Below are 15476 nucleotides of genomic sequence, written 5' to 3'. Positions count from 1 at the left end.
ACCATGCGCTACCTTCCCCTGACCCAGCCCGACCGTGAAGCGATGCTTTCCGTCATCGGCGCCGCGACCATCGACGACCTGTTCGTCGATGTACCCGAAGCCGCCCGCCTCGACGGCCCGGTCCGCGACCTGCCGATGCACGCTTCCGAAATGGCCGTCGAACGCCACATGTCGGCGCTCGCCAAGAAGAACCTCACCGCGGGCGAAGCACCGTTCTTCCTCGGCTGCGGCGCGTACAAGCATCATGTCCCCGCCTCGGTCGACCACCTGATCCAACGCGGCGAGTTCCTCACCGCCTACACGCCGTACCAGCCGGAAATCGCGCAGGGCACGCTGCAGATGCTGTTCGAGTTCCAGACTCAGGTCGCGCGGTTGCTCGGCACCGACGTCGCCAACGCCTCGATGTATGACGGCTCGACCGCGTGCTGGGAAGCGATCGTGATGGCCCGGCGCATCACCAAGCGCGGCAAGGCGATCCTGTCGTCGGGCCTCCACCCGCATTACGTCTCGGTCTCGAAGACGATGGCCAAGTTCACCGGCGACGTGCTCGACACCGCCGCGCCCGAGCTGGCCGCCGACATGGACCTCGACCAGCTGATCGCGAAGATCGACGACGATACCTCGTGCGTGGTCGTCCAGTATCCCGACATCCTCGGCCGCATCGCCGACCTGCGCCCGCTGGCGGATGCGTGCCACGCGAAGAAGGCGCTGCTGATCGCGGTCGTCACCGAGCCTGTCGCCTTGGGTGCGATTACCTCGCCCGGCGAGATGGACGCTGACATCGTCGTCGGCGAAGGTCAGTCGCTCGGCGTCGGCCTCCAGTTCGGCGGGCCCTATGTCGGGCTCTTTGGCTGCAAGGACAAATACGTCCGCCAGATGCCCGGGCGCCTGTGTGGCAAGACCGTCGACGCCGCCGGCCGCCGCGGCTTCGTCCTCACGCTGTCGACCCGCGAGCAGCATATCCGTCGCGAGAAGGCGACGTCGAACATCTGCACCAACTCCGGCCTCTGCGCGCTGGCCTTCTCGATCCACATGACGCTGCTCGGCGAAGCGGGTCTGCGACAGTTGGCCGAGATCAATCACGCGGGTGCCGTGTCTGCCGCCGAACGCCTGTCGCAGATCCCCGGCGTAGAACTCGTCAACGACAGCTTCTTCAACGAGTTCACGTTGAAGCTTCCGACCGAAGCCCGCCCCGTCGTCCGCACGCTCGCCGACCGCGGCATCCTCGCGGGCGTATCGCTCGGGCGTTTGTACCCCGGGCAGGACGCCCTCGCGAACGGCCTAGTCGTCGCAGTCACCGAGACTACCACCGCGGAAGACGTCGAAACGCTAGCCACCGCACTCCAGGAGATACTGGCATGAGCATCAACCAGAGCGGCTGGCGCCCGACCTCGCCCGAGGCGAACACGGGTAACGTCCCAGCATCGGTAACCGGCAACAAAGCCCTGATGCTGGAAGAAGCGCTGATCTTCGAGATCGGCGACTCGAACACGACCGGCGTAGATTTCGCTACTCCCTCTCCCCTTCGGGGAGAGGGCCGGAGTGAGGGGCAGCCAAGCAGTGCTGCGCCCGGTACTACCCCTCACCCAACCCTCTCCCCGGAGGGGAGAGGGCTATCGCGCCTCGGAAACCTGTCGCGTTCGAAGCCCATCGGCCTCCCCGGCCTCTCCGAGCCCGAAACGGTCCGCCACTACACCCGCCTGTCCCGCCAGAACTACGGCATCGACCTCGGCTTCTTCCCGCTCGGCAGCTGCACGATGAAGCACAACCCGCGCCTCAACGAGAAGATGGCGCGGCTGCCCGGTTTCTCCGACGTCCACCCACTCCAGCCGGTCGACACCGTCCAGGGCGCACTCGAAGTCATCCACCAGCTCGCACACTGGCTCGTCACGCTCACCGGCATGACCTCGGTCGCGATGAGCCCCAAGGCGGGCGCGCACGGGGAACTCTGCGGCATCCTCGCGATCCGCGCCGCATTGGAAGCCAAGGGGGAGGGCGCGCGGAAGATCATCCTGGTCCCCGAGAGCGCGCACGGCACCAACCCCGCCACCGCCGCGTTCGCCGGCTATAGCGTCGAGGACATCCCCGCCACCGCAGAAGGCCGCGTCGACACCGCCGCGCTGAAGGCCCGGCTCGGCCCCGACGTCGCCGGCGTGATGATCACCAACCCCAACACCTGCGGCCTGTTCGAGCGCGACATGCGCGAGATCTCCGACGCGGTGCACGCGGCGGGCGGGTACGTCTATTGCGACGGCGCGAACTTCAACGCGATCGTCGGCCGCGTCCGCCCGGGCGATCTCGGCATCGACGCGATGCACATCAACCTGCACAAGACCTTCTCGACCCCGCATGGCGGCGGCGGCCCTGGCTCGGGCCCGGTCGTGTTCTCCGAAGCTCTCACGCCCTACGCACCGCTCCCGTTCGTCGAGAACCAGGACGGCCAGTTCGTCCTCGTCGAAGAAGAAAATGCCGACGAACACCATGCAGGCAGCTTCGGCCGGATGGTCGCGTTCCACGGCCAGATGGGCATGTTCACGCGCGCGCTCACCTACATTCTCAGCCACGGCGCGGACGGCCTGCGCCAGGTGTCCGAGGACGCGGTACTCAACGCGAACTACATCCTGCGTAGCCTCGACGAGACGCTCGACGCCCCGTTCGGCCCCTCGGGTCCGTGCATGCACGAGGCGCTGTTCTCGGACTCGGGCCTCGCCACCGGCTTCTCGACGATCGACATCGCCAAGGGCCTGATCGACGAGGGCTTCCACCCGATGACGATGTATTTCCCGCTAGTCGTCCACGGCGCGATGCTGGTCGAACCGACGGAGACCGAATCGAAGGCGGCGCTCGACCAGTTCATCGCCGCACTCCGCTCGGTGGCGGAACGTGCGAAAGCCGGTGACCCCAGCCTCAAGACCGCCCCCCACTTCGCCCCCCGCGCGCGCCTCGACGAGACGCTCGCGGCGCGCAAACCGGTGCTGGTCTGGAAGGACCCGGCCCCGCTGGCGCAAGCGGCGGAGTAGCTTCGGGGACTACTGTTCTCCTGCGAACGCAGGAGCCCAGGGTTTGCGAACGCCGCCGCCCGTAACCCTGGATTCCTGCGTCCGCAGGAAAACGGATTGCCCGGAGCGCCGCAACCGATCTAGCCTCCGCCCCAACGGGGTCGGGGCCAAGATCAATGCAAGCGCACGAAGCACAAGGCTGGATCAGCTACGCGGTCACCGCCGTCATCATTGGCATAGTCTTCGCGCTCCGCTGGCGGCGGATGAGCGTGGCGAAACCTCTCAAGCTCGAACGCCTATGGGTCTTCCCCGCGCTCTACGCCGCCGTCGCGCTCTACATGTTCACGATGTACCCGCCGCACGGCCTCGCGTGGCTATTCTGCGCGATCGCACTCGTCATGGGCGCGGCGCTCGGCTGGCAGCGCGGCAAGATGATGCGGATCACGATCGACCCCGACACCCATGCGCTCAACACGACCTCGTCGCCCGCCGCTGTCCTGTTCATCGTCGCGATCGTCGCGCTCCGCACCGGCGTCCGCGCGGTCATCGGGGACGGCCACGCGTTAAACCTCGATGCGTTCGCGATCACCGACATGCTGGTCGCGCTGGCTCTTGGCCTGTTCACCACCCAACGCATCGAAATGTACCTGCGCGCAAAGCGGATGCTCGGAACGGCCCGCATCCGCTAACCCGAACCGTCATCCCCGCGAAGGCGGGGACCCATACTGGCAACCGTCGGTAATCCAGATGAGAGGGCGGCCAGTCTGGGTTCCCGCCTCCGCGGGAATGACGGCGGTTGTCGACGTTCCCGTTACGGCCTCAAGCGATCGCCTGCTCAGTCTCTTCCCGCCGCCGGACATGCTCGCGCCAGACGATATACAGCCCGCTAGCCACGATGACCGGCGCCCCGAACCACGTCGCCTCCGCCGGCAACGTGTCGAACACCAGCCAGCCCAGCAACGTAGCCCACAGCAAGCTTGAATAATCCATCGGCACCACCACCGACACCGGCCCGAGCCGCAGCGACGTCGTCATCGCGATCTGCGCCAGCCCGCCGAATATCCCGACGCTCGCGAGACACACCCAGGCGACGAGGTCATGCGACTGCGCCGCCTGCGCATAGAACAGCGATAGCGGGATCAACGACAGCGCCGAGAACCAGAACACCGTCGTCAACGCGCTCTCGGTCTTGCCGATCTGCCGCAACAGGATCGACACGCTCGCCGTCCCGAACGCCCCCGCCAGCGCACACCCCGCGCCCCATAACGGAAAGTGATCGCCGCTCCCCGGTTGCGCCACGATCAGCACACCCGCGAACCCGGCTGCGACTGCACCCCAGCGGTGCCACCCGGTCGGCTCGCGCAGCACCAATGCGCCGAGAATAGTCGCGAAGATCGGCACCGTGAACCCGATCGTCGTCGCCTCCGCGAGCGGCAAAGCAACGATCCCGTTGAACGTGAACGCCATCGCCGACAGCCCAACGACCGCGCGCACGACATGCGCCGGCAACCGCTTCGTCCTCACAGAAGACAGGCCTGGCCCGGCGGCAATCACTCCCGACACCAGCAAACATGCGCCGAACTGCCGAAAGAACAGGATCTCCGACACGCTCGCGCCGTACCGCTCGGCCAGCTTGATCGCGGTATTCATCAGCGCGAAGATCACGACCGAGAGTAGCCGCATGCCGATGGCGGGAAGGATGCGGTCGGTGGGCATGCCTAGTCCCTAGCGAGGGGAGGGCGGGCATCCCACCCCAAACGTCGGTCGAACGCTAGTCATCCCGACACCAACACCCGTCATCCTGACGAAAGTCAGGACCCAGGATACCATCCACACTGCCTTTGGCTCTGGGTCCTGACTTTCGTCAGGATGACGGGAAGGAGATGACGAACCCCTGCGCACCCGCTATCCGCACCCCATGATAAAGCGCGCACTTCCCGTCACCCGCGAGGCGGATTTCTCCGCCTGGTACCAGGCCGTCATCTCGGAAGCCGACCTCGCCGAGGAATCCGGCGTCCGCGGCTGCATGGTCATCCGCCCCTGGGGCTATGGCATCTGGGAGCGCATCCAGCGCCTGCTCGACGACCGGATCAAGGCGACCGGCCACGAAAACTGCTATTTCCCGCTCTTCATCCCGCTCTCCTATTTCGAGAAGGAGGCCGAGCACGTCGACGGGTTCGCCAAGGAAATGGCCGTCGTCACGCATCACCGGCTCAAGGCCGACGGCTATGGCCGGCTGATCCCCGATCCCGAGGCCAAGCTCGAGGAGCCGCTCGTCGTCCGCCCGACCTCCGAAATGGTGATCGGCGCGGCGTTCGCGCGCTGGGTCCAGTCGTGGCGCGACCTGCCTGTGCTGATCAACCAATGGGCGAACGTCGTCCGCTGGGAAATGCGCACCCGCATGTTCCTGCGCACCAGCGAGTTCCTCTGGCAGGAGGGCCACACCGCGCATTCCACCGCCGACGAGGCCCGCGACGAGACGCTGAAGATGCTCGAAGTCTATCGTGATTTCGCGGAAGAGTGCTTGGGCGTCCACGTCATCGCCGGCGAGAAGCCCGAGAACGAGCGCTTCCCCGGCGCGGTCGCGACCTATTCGATCGAGGCGATGATGCAGGACGGCAAGGCGCTGCAGGCCGGCACCTCGCACTTCCTCGGCACCAATTTCGCCTCGGCGCAGAATATCCGCTTCCAGAATGCGGGTGGTGAGTTCGAGCTGTGCAACACCACCAGTTGGGGCGTGTCGACGCGGATGATCGGCGCGGTCATCATGGTCCACGGCGACGACGACGGCCTGCGCGTGCCGCCGATGATCGCGCCGTGGCAGGTCGTGATCGTGCCGATGCTACGCGACGTCCCCGAAGACGCGGCGATCGTCGACTATTGCAAGTCGCTCCAGGCCGAACTCGCCAAGCAGTCCGCGCTCGGCGAACCGGTCCGCGCGCTGCTCGACCTCAAGCCCGCCAAGGCCGCGACGAAGCGCTGGGGCTGGGTGAAGAAGGGCGCACCGATCGTGATCGAGGTCGGCGGCCGCGATGTGGCCGGCGCCAACGTCACGGTGATCCGCCGCGATCGCCTGTACCGCGAGGACGGCAAGCTCGACAGCGTCGCCACGCCGCGCGACGCGTTCGTGAGCGACGTCTCGGGCATGCTGCACGACGTCCAGGCGACGCTCCACGTCGAATCGATGAACCGGGTGAAGGGCAACATCGTCCCCGCCAGCGACTTCGCCGCGGTCGAGGCGCATTTCGCGGACGGCGTGAAGAACCCCGGCTGGGTCGACGTGCGCTGGTCGAAGCCGACCGGGCCTGCGCTCGACAAGGTCGTGGAGCGGTTGAAGGCGCTGAAACTCACCATCCGCAACGCGCCGATGGGCCAGACCGGCTGCGACGACGGCGCGTGCATCTTCACCGGCGAACCCGCAGTCGAACGCATCCTGATCGGCCGCGCCTACTAGGCCCGCCGATCGGCTGCGGCTGGCGCCACGTCCAGGGCTCGCCTGGAGTCGGGGGCGGGGTGCCGAAACGACCCGGATACCCAGTGGCAGGAGCAACCGAAACTGAGCGGTCTGTCGGCTCCGTCGCGGTTCCCCGTCTGTATCGTCGCATTGGCTTCGGCCGCTTTGCGCGCAACTAACGTCCGGAAGGCAGCCCGATCGAGCTCTGGCAGCCGGAGGATGTTTCGTGACGACGACAAGCGAGAAGTTGGTCTGACGAGCGGCCGGGTTCGTGGTGTACCAGAACTCGACGGGCGAGCGCCAAGACTTCCCCCCTCCCTGAAAGGGAGGGGCCGGGGGTGGGTTGGCCAGTTGGTTAACGACACGGATCCTAAGCGGCCGACCCACCCCCAACCCCTCCCTTCCAGGGAGGGGAGCAGAACGGCAGGTCTGATCCGCGTCAGGGACAGCGCCGGGGTCGCCGGCTAAGTCATCCGCCGCGTCACTCGCAAGCCTCCGCCAAGCCCCTCAAAACAACTCCCCTTGAGGCCCCCTCGGCGCGCGAAACAGGTCACTCCGCAACGCAACCCGCTCGCGGTTCAACCCATGCTTCGCACACGCGATCCTAAACCGCGTCCCCAGCAAGTCCGCCCAAGGCCCTTGCCCCTGCATCCGCGTGAAGAAGTTCGGATCATTGTCCTTGCCCCCGCGGAGCGAAGCGATCGTCGCCATCACCTTCCCCGCGCGATTCGGAAAATGCTCGTCGAGCCACGCCCGAAACAACGGCGCGACCTCATGCGGCAACCTGACCGGGATAAAGAACGCCCGCGTCGCCCCGGCCTGAGCGGCTCGCGCGATCAGGTGCTCGATCTCGTGGTCGGTAATCGCCGGAATGACCGGGGCGATCGAAACGTACACCGGCACGCCCGCATCGGCGAGCTTCCGCACCGCCGCCAGCCGCCGCTCGGGATGCGGCGCGCGCGGCTCGACGGTCGATGCGACCTTGGGATCGAGCGACGTGATCGACATCGCCACCGCCGCCAGTCCCTTTGCCGCCATCGGCGCCAGCAGGTCGAGATCGCGCACCACTCGGTCGGACTTGGTGGTGATCGTCAGCGGATGATAAGTCTCGCTGAGCACCTCGATGATCCCGCGCGTGATCCGCCAGTCGGTCTCGATCGGCTGGTACGGATCGGTGTTCGTCCCCAGCGCCATCGGCGCGACCGCATAGCCCGGCTTCGACAATTCCGCGCGCAGCAGCGCCGCGGCGGACGGCTTTGCGAACAGCTTGCTCTCGAAATCCAGCCCCGGCGACAGGTCGTGAAACGCATGGCTCGGCCGCGCGAAGCAATAGATGCAGCCGTGCTCGCACCCCCGGTACGGATTGATCGAGCGGTCGAACGGCACGTCGGGCGACGCGTTGCGGCTGATGATCGTCCGCGGCGTCTCGACCGTCACCGTCGTACGAAGCTTCGGCGCGATTCCGTCGATCTCCTCGCGCATGTCGAGCCAGTCGCCGTCCGCCTCGGTCTGCGGCAGGTTGAACCGCCGGCTCTCGCCGTTGAGCGTCGCACCACGAACCGGACGGGCTTGTTTCATCGACCGAAACTAGGCGCCGGCCAAGAACATAGCAAGAACGAAATCAGCTCGGCAATGACCGATCATAACCGCTCCGCGCCTGCTCGGGGAACGTCGCGGTGCGCTGCGATACGGGTCCCTTCCACTAGTTTGAAATGCCCGAATTACGTCCGGTTATGGGACGGTCGCGACGGGCGCGAATGATCGCTCGCCGCGCCTCGGGATAGCGCCTAGGGCGAAACGATGACGGAACAGCTCACCACCGTGGAACGCGCCTTCGAACTGGCGCGGTCCGGCGCCTGCAGTTCGGTCAACGACCTGCGCCAGCGGTTGCGACGCGAGGGATATGATGCGGTGCATCTCCATCTGCACGGCGCATCGATCAACAAGCAGCTCGTTGACCTGATCCACGCCGCCAAGGGCTGACCGGCACGCTGCTACGCCGCGACGCGGCCCGCCATCCCGGCGAGCCGCGTAACGCCGGTCACTTCTGTGCGAGCAAGGTCGCCTTCGGCATGTTAAGTCCTAGGGCGGCCCATTGCTTCGCCGTCTGGCACGTCGTCCGGCCGATATGGCTTCCGGTCACGGCTGCGTCGGTCAGGCAATATTTCTGCGTCTTCGCGTCGTATTTCAGCACCGTCGTCTGCGGCGAAGTAATCGGTCCCGCAAAGGCGGGCGCACTGGCGACGAGAACGGTAGCAAGCGCGAAGCTCTTCAGGATGATCGAGGTCATTGTGGCGTCCTTCACTGGTGTGGGCGCGCCCGGATGGGCGGTACCCAGACCAATGCATCGTGCGTGCCAGTTGTGTAATACAGTGCCACACTGGCAAGAAGGCGTTCAATTAGAACGACTTTCCGCCCACAGAATTCCGCAAAGCCTAATTTTGAAGGTCGCGCATCACACCATTATCTGGTGATAACCGCATAAGGTTGGGAAGCGCTGGCCGCCCCTCTTACTGGCGGGCAGGGGGGTATTCCGCCCACACCGTAACGCCCCCAAAGCCTGCGCAGGAAAATCAGCGCTCCAGCAGCCGCGGCATCAGCTCGACAAAGTTGCAGGGCCGGTGGCGGCTGTCGAGCTGGTCGCGAAGGATGCCGTCCCAACCGTCCTTCACCGCGCCCGTCGAGCCGGGCAACGCGAAGATATACGTGCCCTTCGATACGCAGGCGCACGCCCGCGACTGGACGGTCGAGGTGCCGATCGTCTGATAGCTCAGCATGCGAAAGAGTTCGCCGAAACCGGGGATCATCTTCTCGGCGACCTGCTCGATTGCCTCGGGGGTCACGTCGCGCCCGGTCACGCCGGTGCCGCCGGTGGTGATGATGCAATCCACCTCGGGATCGCCGATCCAGGCGTGCAGTCGCGAGACGATCGTCTCGACGTCGTCCTTCTCGATCCGGCGATCGGCCAGGACATGGCCCGCCTCGGTCAACCGCGCGACCAAAGTATCGCCCGAGCGATCCTCGGCGAGACCACGCGTGTCCGACACGGTCAGAACGGCAATCCGTACCGGCAGGAACGTCCGGCTTTCGTCGATCGGCATGAAACTCAGTCCGCGCGCGTGATGGTGGTGGACTGCGGTCCGACGCTGGCATTCACCGCGACGGTAGCGTTCAAGGGCGCCGTGCTGGCACGGTATTGCGTATAGGGCTTGGCAGCCATCCGCACTGCGCTCGCGCCGGGCAGGCCGGGGAAGCGCGGCCACATGCCCTGTGCGAGCGCGTTGCGACTGACCGACGCCTTCTTGCCGCCCTGTGCCTCGTACATCCAGTAGTTACGCAGCACGGTGGTCACATAGCCACGCGTCTCCCAATACGGAATGCTCTCGATATACAGCAGCGGATCGCCGTTATCGCGGACGATCGCGTTCCAGTCGCCGACCGGACGCGGCCCTGCATTATACGCCGCGATCACCTTCGGCAGCAGCCCGCCGGTAACGCCCGCCATGTCGCGCAGACGCTCGAGATGGCGCTGGCCGACATCCATGTTGGTGCTGGGCTTGGTCAGCGCCTTGACGTCGATCGACGTGCCACGCTCGCGCGCGAAGTCGGTCGCGGCGGCGGGCATGATCTGCATGAGGCCGTACGCGCCGGCCGGGCTCTTCACGGTATTGCGGAACCGCGATTCCTCAAGCGTGTGTGCGTAGACCAGCGCCTTGTCGATGTGCCAGCCACTGTCCGGCGTCCAGTTCGGCGTCGGATAGCGCGCTTCCGCAGTCGAGGTGATCCCCTGCGGGCAATTATGCGCGAGCCACACGGTGGTCGCCGGCAGGCTCAGCGCCTCGGCGACACGGACCAGATTGCCGAACTCGCGCGGGTCGCCGATCTTCGCCTGCTGGCGGATGACGGTATCGGCCAGGTCGGTCTCGCCGACCTCGACCAGCGCCGCGGCGACGCGGACGTTCGGACGCTTGCCGACGACCTTCCAGTCGCTTGCGACGAGGCCGCCGACCGACGTGCCCTTGTCCTTCATCGCCAGTTGCTGGCGTGCAAGCTGGCCGTAGAAGCTCTCGCCGAACTGCGCCGCCGCCTTCAGCCGGCCCTCGATCTTGTCGGGGCGCGAGCACACCATGTCCGCTCGCGATGCCCAATACAGCGCCGCCGCGCGCAGATCGACGTCGCCCGCGCGCGCCGCAACGCCCTCGAACCCGGTCTCCGCATTCGCGCAATCATTCTGCCGCCACGCCGCCAGCGCGCCGACCCAGCGACCCTGCACGGCCCAGTCACCGACGCCGTCCTGCGCCTTCGCCGCCATCACGCGCGCGTTCACGTCGTCGCCCTGCAGGAAATAGATCCACGCGATCTTCTGCTGCCACTCGGTCAGCGCTTCGGGCGTCAGCCCCGGCGTGCTGTCGAGCAGCGACTGCGCTTCGCGGCCCATGTCCGCCTTGACGTAGGGCTGCATTTTCAGCGCGAGATCGGCGGCGATCATGTCGCCCTGCAAGCTCTTGGCGCGGACGCGACGCGGCGCGCCGTCCTGCCAGATCAGGCGCTGTGCCGTGGGCAGGGGGGGCAGGTCGACCGCACCGCGTACCGTCGCCAACCGCGAGATCTGCGCCGCCTCGGGCAGTTCCGGCGCTTCGTTGAGCAGAGCGACCAGCGGCTCCATCTCGACCTTGGGCGAACCCTTCGCCGTGTACATTTCCGCGCGCGCGATCGCGTGCAGCGGACCCGGCTTCATCGTGTCGAGCCCGATCTGCGCGTCGGTCCACTTGCCGTCGCGGATCGCCGCGAACACCGTCTTGTAGGCCTCGCGCTGGTCCGCATCGAGCTGGTCCGGGATCTGCTCCAACGTCGGCGCGCCGATCAACTGCGTCTTGCCGAGCCGCGCATCGCCGCTCGGCTCGCCGGCGACGGTCGCTGCGAGCGCCGGGAGGGGGAGGGCACCCAAACCCAACGCGATAGCCCCTAACGAGACCGATCGAATTCGAATCATTGTCCACCCTCTTGCGAAGACTGTCCGCGCATCAGCATCTGCAAATCCTTCCAGGCCTCGGCCTTGGCCGCGGGCTTCTCGATGAGAAACCGCGGGTGAAAGCTCGCGACCACGCTCGTCATATCAGACGCGTCACCGGTCTTCGTTTGTGCGATTGTATGGTTAAATTCGTGTAACCGCCCACGCGCCGCCTGTAATTCCATCCCGAGAATGGCACGGCTCGCCGCATTGCCGAGCAACAGCAACCGCTTCGGCGCGACCAACCCGATGTGATGCTTGGCAATTTCCGCGAGCCGGTCCTCGACCTCGCTCTGGATCCGTCCCGCCGTCGGCCGCTTCGCGCATACCGCAGCAAGATGCACCTCGTCGCGCGTCAGGCCGATCGCCCCGAGCATCTTGTCGAGCAACCGCCCCGACGCCCCGCTCAGCAAAGCGCCCGCATCGCCGTCGTCGCGGTCGGGACAATCGACAAGCACCATGACCGTAGCGTCAGCCGGGCCGACCGCGGCCAGCGAAACCCCGCTCCAGTCCGTCTCGGGAACCTCCGCACCGCTCCGCCAGTTGAGGAAATCAGCCAGCGAAAGCGGCATCGCGGACGGTGCGGCGACCGGCATGACAGGTGGCACGGCAGGTGCGGCGGCGGGCACGACGAGTGGTTCAGGCGCCGCGAACCAGTCGCGCGGGACGTCGTCGACCAGCGTGTCGACGCCAGCCTCGTGCCACCAATCGAGCGCGCTCGCGGCGGCATTTCGCCAATCGATGGTTTGGTCCGCCCCCACGAAGCAACCTATGCTGCACGGTTGACGTGGCGGTCAACTCGGGCAATCGCCATATTGGACAAGATGGTGCCGGCCCGAGCCCGAACGAAGGGTGGGGCACGAAGCTGAGGCAATAGGGGACATCCCCCGGGAGACGATGATGACGACACGTGAATCGATGCCGTACGACGTGGTGATCGTCGGCGCAGGCCCGGCCGGTCTCTCGGCAGCGATCCGCCTGAAACAATTGGCGGCCGAGAAGGACGCCGAGATCAGCGTCTGCGTGCTCGAAAAGGGCTCCGAAGTCGGCGCGCACATCCTCTCCGGCGCGGTCATCGATCCGAAGAGCTTGGACGAGCTCCTGCCGAACTGGCGCGAGGACGGCTGCCCGCTCGCCGAGGTGCCGGTCACCGAGAACCATCACTGGATCCTGAGCAAGACGAAGAAGAGCGAGATGCCGCACTTCGTCACGCCGTCGTTCCTGCACAACAAGGGCACGTACACCGGCTCGCTCGGCAATTTGTGCCGCTGGCTCGCGGGCAAGGCGGAGGAACTCGGCGTCGAGATCTTCCCCGGTTTCGCCGCCGCCGAAATCCTGTTCAACGACGACGGCTCGGTAAAGGGCGTCGCGACCGGCGATATGGGCGTCGCCCGCGACGGCACGCACAAGGGCGACTACACGCCCGGTCTCGAACTCCACGCGAAGTACACGTTCTTCTCGGAGGGTTGCCGCGGTCACCTGACCAAGCAACTGATCGGGAAGTTCGACCTCGCCAAGGACAGCGATCCGCAAGTCTACGGCCTCGGCATCAAGGAACTGTGGGACATCGATCCCGCGCTCCACAGCCCCGGCCGCGTCATCCATACGCAGGGCTGGCCGCTCAGCGAAACCGAAGGCTCGAACGGTGGCGGCTGGATCTATCACCAGGCGAACGGCCAGGTCTCGATCGGCTTCGTCACGTGGCTGAACTATACCAACCCGCATCTCTCGCCGTTCCACGAGATGCAGCGCTGGAAGACCCACCCCGAGATCGCCGCGCTGCTCAAGGGCGCCAAGCGCGTCAGCTACGGCGCGCGGGCAATCAGCGACGGCGGGCTTCAGTCGATCCCCAAGCTGGTCATGCCCGGCGCCGCGTTGATCGGCGACAGCGCCGGTTTCCTCAACGTGCCGCGTATCAAGGGCACGCATACCGCGATGAAGTCCGGCATGATGGCCGCCGAGGCCGCGGTCGAGGCGATCGTCTCGCAGCGCGGCCATGACGAACTCGCCGCCTATCCCGAGGCGTTCGAGAAGTCGTGGGTGAAGAAGGAGCTGTCGGTCGTCCGCAACGTCGTGCCGCTGGTGAAGAAGTTCGGCGACCTGGTCGGTTCGGGCCTCGCCGGCATCACGATGTGGCTTGAGCATCTGGGGATCAAGGTCCCCTTCACGATGCACCACCATCCCGACCATGAGAGCCTGTGGCGCAAGGATCTCGTCAAGCCGATCGCCTATCCCAAGGCCGACGGCGTCCTGACGTTCGATCGCCTATCGTCGGTGTTCATCTCGAACACCAACCACGAGGAGGACCAGCCGGTTCACCTGACGCTCAAGGACCCGGCGGTGCCGATCGAATACAACCTGCCGATGTACGACGAGCCCGCGCAACGCTATTGCCCAGCCGGCGTTTACGAGGTGGTCGGCGAGGAAACCGGCGACCCGAAGTTCGTCATCAACGCGCAGAACTGCGTCCACTGCAAGACCTGCGACATCAAGGACCCCACCCAGAACATCAACTGGGTCGTACCCGAGGGCGGCGGAGGCCCCAATTATCCCAACATGTAAGCTCGCATTCTTCGCACTCGGTCTCGTCCTGGCGGCCCCCGCAACGGCTGGCGCCACGGCCGAGACCGGTGATCTCTCCGCTTATCTCAAGGCCCGCGCCGCCGACGCCGCCGGCGATACGGACGTTGCCGCCGCCAGCTATGCCAAGGTGCTGGCGGCATCGCCCGCCGATCCCGTCGTCGCTATCCGCGCCTACCGCAAGGCGCTGGAGGCCGGCGACATGCCGCTCGCCACCCGCGCCGCCGCCATATTGAACAGGGCCGGCGTAGCTCCGGCCGATGCCGCGCTGATCCCGCTCGCCGATGCCGCACGACGGAACGACGCGAAGGCTGCCAGCGCCGCGATCGCGACGCTCTCGACCGGGCCGCTCGTGGTCCTCGCCCCCTCGCTCTACGCCTGGGTCGCGCACGCCGAGGGCCGCGATCCCGAACCCTCGCTCGCCACCGCCGCGAGGGACCCTGTCGCAAACCGCTTCGCCACCGAAACGCGGACGCTGATCGCCGCCACACCGCGCAAGCAACCGCTCGCGATCGGTGTCTCGCGCCTGCTCGCCCGCCTTGCCGGCGACCTCAGCGCGGGCGAGCCCTCGCCGCTTTCGATCGCACTGACCCAGGCCGCCCTGCGCGCCGACCCGAGTTTCGACGCCGCCCGTGTCCTCCTCGCCGACGCGCTCGCCCGCAACACGATCGTCGACGGTGCGCTTGCCGTCCTCGACGAGATCGACCCGAAGAGTCCCTCCGCATCGGCCGCCGCCGCCGAACGCATCGACATCCTGTCGAACGCCGACCGCGACGGCGAAGCGCTCGCCGCCGCCAAGAACCGCGTCGACCAGAGGGACGCCGGGCCCGCCGACTGGCAACGCTATGCCGACCTGCTACTGACCACCGGCAACCCCGCCGAAGCCGCAAACTGGTACCAGCGCATCATCGCCGCGGACGGTGCAAAGGGCGGCAATTGGGGCAATTGGCTGCAATATGGCGGCGCGCTCGACCAGGCCGGCCGCTGGCCCGAAGCCCGCGACGTACTCGAAAAGGCGGTCGCGCGCGGCCCGGCCCAACCGCTCGCGCTCAATTACCTCGGCTTCGCGCAAGTCGAGCATGGCGACGACATTCCCGCCTCGATCCGCCTGCTCGAACGCGCCAGCCGGCTCGACCCGACCAACCCCTCGATCACCGACTCGCTGGGCTGGGCCTACCACCTCTCCGGCGACACGGCCCGCGCACTCCCCCTGCTCGAACGCGCCGCGCAGGGCGAACCGGCCAACACCGAGATCGGCGACCACCTCGGCGACGCCTATTGGAGCATCGGCCGAAACTACGAAGCCCGCTACGCCTGGCGCGCCGCGCTCCTGACCGCCGAACCAACCGAAACCGCCCGCATAACCGCCAAGATCGCCAACGGCCTCCCGCCAAAAGCGCGCCGCTAAATCCCTCTCGTCAAACGGGAAAAG

Annotated in this window: 13 protein-coding genes; 7 read left to right on the top strand and 6 right to left on the bottom strand. The window is 66.6% G+C overall.

Going from position 1 to position 15476, the window contains the following annotated elements:
• Positions 1-3 precede the first annotated feature (3 nt).
• The 3 genes from gcvPA (at position 4) to U1708_RS06090 (ending at position 3688) form a co-directional block, all read left to right on the top strand.
• Positions 4-1362: an aminomethyl-transferring glycine dehydrogenase subunit GcvPA gene (gene gcvPA, locus U1708_RS06100; RefSeq protein ID WP_332743777.1), complete on the top strand. Its 1359-nt coding sequence runs from the start codon at positions 4-6 to the stop codon at positions 1360-1362.
• Complete coding sequence (gene gcvPB, locus U1708_RS06095) at positions 1359-3020, top strand: aminomethyl-transferring glycine dehydrogenase subunit GcvPB (RefSeq protein ID WP_332743774.1); 1662 nt, start codon at positions 1359-1361, stop codon at positions 3018-3020. Before gcvPA ends, gcvPB begins: the two co-directional genes overlap by 4 nt.
• A gap of 155 nt (positions 3021-3175) precedes the next feature.
• A complete protein-coding gene (locus U1708_RS06090; protein WP_332743772.1) occupies positions 3176-3688 on the top strand; it encodes a CcdC protein domain-containing protein in 513 nt (170 codons plus the stop codon).
• Between the two features lie 130 nt (positions 3689-3818).
• On the opposite strand, the gene U1708_RS06085 is transcribed toward U1708_RS06090, so the two are convergent.
• Positions 3819-4715, bottom strand: a complete 897-nt coding sequence (locus U1708_RS06085) for a DMT family transporter (RefSeq protein ID WP_332743770.1) — start codon at positions 4713-4715, stop codon at positions 3819-3821.
• A 202-nt stretch (positions 4716-4917) separates the two neighbouring features.
• On the opposite strand from U1708_RS06085, the gene U1708_RS06080 reads away from it, so the two are divergent.
• The gene (locus U1708_RS06080) at positions 4918-6453 is read left to right on the top strand and encodes an aminoacyl--tRNA ligase-related protein (RefSeq protein ID WP_332743768.1); all 1536 of its coding nucleotides are present in this window, start codon (positions 4918-4920) and stop codon (positions 6451-6453) included.
• Between the two features lie 507 nt (positions 6454-6960).
• On the opposite strand, the gene U1708_RS06075 is transcribed toward U1708_RS06080, so the two are convergent.
• Positions 6961-8031 carry a PA0069 family radical SAM protein gene (locus U1708_RS06075; RefSeq protein ID WP_332743766.1) on the bottom strand — a complete coding sequence of 357 codons (1071 nt, stop codon included), beginning with the start codon at positions 8029-8031 and terminating at the stop codon, positions 6961-6963.
• A 222-nt stretch (positions 8032-8253) separates the two neighbouring features.
• On the opposite strand from U1708_RS06075, the gene U1708_RS06070 reads away from it, so the two are divergent.
• A complete protein-coding gene (locus tag U1708_RS06070) occupies positions 8254-8436 on the top strand; it encodes a hypothetical protein (RefSeq protein WP_307086383.1) in 183 nt (60 codons plus the stop codon).
• A 58-nt stretch (positions 8437-8494) separates the two neighbouring features.
• On the opposite strand, the gene U1708_RS06065 is transcribed toward U1708_RS06070, so the two are convergent.
• The 4 genes from U1708_RS06065 to U1708_RS06050 form a co-directional block, all read right to left on the bottom strand.
• On the bottom strand, positions 8495-8743 hold the full coding sequence (locus tag U1708_RS06065; RefSeq protein ID WP_307086382.1) for a hypothetical protein: 249 nt from the start codon (positions 8741-8743) through the stop codon (positions 8495-8497).
• 283 nt (positions 8744-9026) lie between these two features.
• The gene (gene moaB / locus U1708_RS06060; protein WP_307086380.1) at positions 9027-9554 is read right to left on the bottom strand and encodes a molybdenum cofactor biosynthesis protein B; all 528 of its coding nucleotides are present in this window, start codon (positions 9552-9554) and stop codon (positions 9027-9029) included.
• Positions 9555-9559: 5 nt separating this feature from the next.
• A complete protein-coding gene (locus U1708_RS06055; protein WP_332743759.1) occupies positions 9560-11446 on the bottom strand; it encodes a lytic transglycosylase domain-containing protein in 1887 nt (628 codons plus the stop codon).
• Positions 11443-12225, bottom strand: coding sequence for a uracil-DNA glycosylase (locus U1708_RS06050; RefSeq protein ID WP_332743757.1), 783 nt, complete (start codon positions 12223-12225; stop codon positions 11443-11445). The genes U1708_RS06055 and U1708_RS06050 overlap by 4 nt, the downstream gene beginning before the upstream one ends.
• 139 nt (positions 12226-12364) lie before the next feature.
• Here U1708_RS06050 and U1708_RS06045 point away from each other — a divergent pair, with 139 nt between their 5' ends.
• Both U1708_RS06045 and U1708_RS06040 read left to right on the top strand, forming a co-directional pair.
• The gene (locus tag U1708_RS06045) at positions 12365-14026 is read left to right on the top strand and encodes an electron transfer flavoprotein-ubiquinone oxidoreductase (RefSeq protein WP_332743755.1); all 1662 of its coding nucleotides are present in this window, start codon (positions 12365-12367) and stop codon (positions 14024-14026) included.
• A gap of 148 nt (positions 14027-14174) precedes the next feature.
• Positions 14175-15452: a tetratricopeptide repeat protein gene (locus U1708_RS06040; RefSeq protein WP_332743753.1), complete on the top strand. Its 1278-nt coding sequence runs from the start codon at positions 14175-14177 to the stop codon at positions 15450-15452.
• The last annotated feature ends 24 nt before the right edge of the window (positions 15453-15476 follow it).

Origin of the sequence: Sphingomonas arabinosi (assembly GCF_036663715.1) — a bacterium.
Lineage (GTDB): Bacteria > Pseudomonadota > Alphaproteobacteria > Sphingomonadales > Sphingomonadaceae > Sphingomonas.
The sequence above is the reverse complement of the archived record's forward strand: the minus strand, read 5'-3'. Positions and strand labels throughout refer to the sequence as shown.

Excerpts from the sequence above, each read along its gene's own strand:
- moaB (WP_307086380.1), bottom strand. The coding sequence starts at position 9,554 with ATGCCGATCGACGAAAGCCGGACGTTCCTGCCGGTACGGATTGCCGTT.
- gcvPA (WP_332743777.1), top strand. The coding sequence starts at position 4 with ATGCGCTACCTTCCCCTGACCCAGCCCGACCGTGAAGCGATGCTTTCC.
- U1708_RS06075 (WP_332743766.1), bottom strand. The coding sequence starts at position 8,031 with ATGAAACAAGCCCGTCCGGTTCGTGGTGCGACGCTCAACGGCGAGAGC.
- U1708_RS06085 (WP_332743770.1), bottom strand. The coding sequence starts at position 4,715 with ATGCCCACCGACCGCATCCTTCCCGCCATCGGCATGCGGCTACTCTCG.
- U1708_RS06045 (WP_332743755.1), top strand. The coding sequence starts at position 12,365 with ATGACGACACGTGAATCGATGCCGTACGACGTGGTGATCGTCGGCGCA.
- U1708_RS06065 (WP_307086382.1), bottom strand. The coding sequence starts at position 8,743 with ATGACCTCGATCATCCTGAAGAGCTTCGCGCTTGCTACCGTTCTCGTC.
- U1708_RS06090 (WP_332743772.1), top strand. The coding sequence starts at position 3,176 with ATGCAAGCGCACGAAGCACAAGGCTGGATCAGCTACGCGGTCACCGCC.
- gcvPB (WP_332743774.1), top strand. The coding sequence starts at position 1,359 with ATGAGCATCAACCAGAGCGGCTGGCGCCCGACCTCGCCCGAGGCGAAC.
- U1708_RS06070 (WP_307086383.1), top strand. The coding sequence starts at position 8,254 with ATGACGGAACAGCTCACCACCGTGGAACGCGCCTTCGAACTGGCGCGG.
- U1708_RS06080 (WP_332743768.1), top strand. The coding sequence starts at position 4,918 with ATGATAAAGCGCGCACTTCCCGTCACCCGCGAGGCGGATTTCTCCGCC.
- U1708_RS06055 (WP_332743759.1), bottom strand. The coding sequence starts at position 11,446 with ATGATTCGAATTCGATCGGTCTCGTTAGGGGCTATCGCGTTGGGTTTG.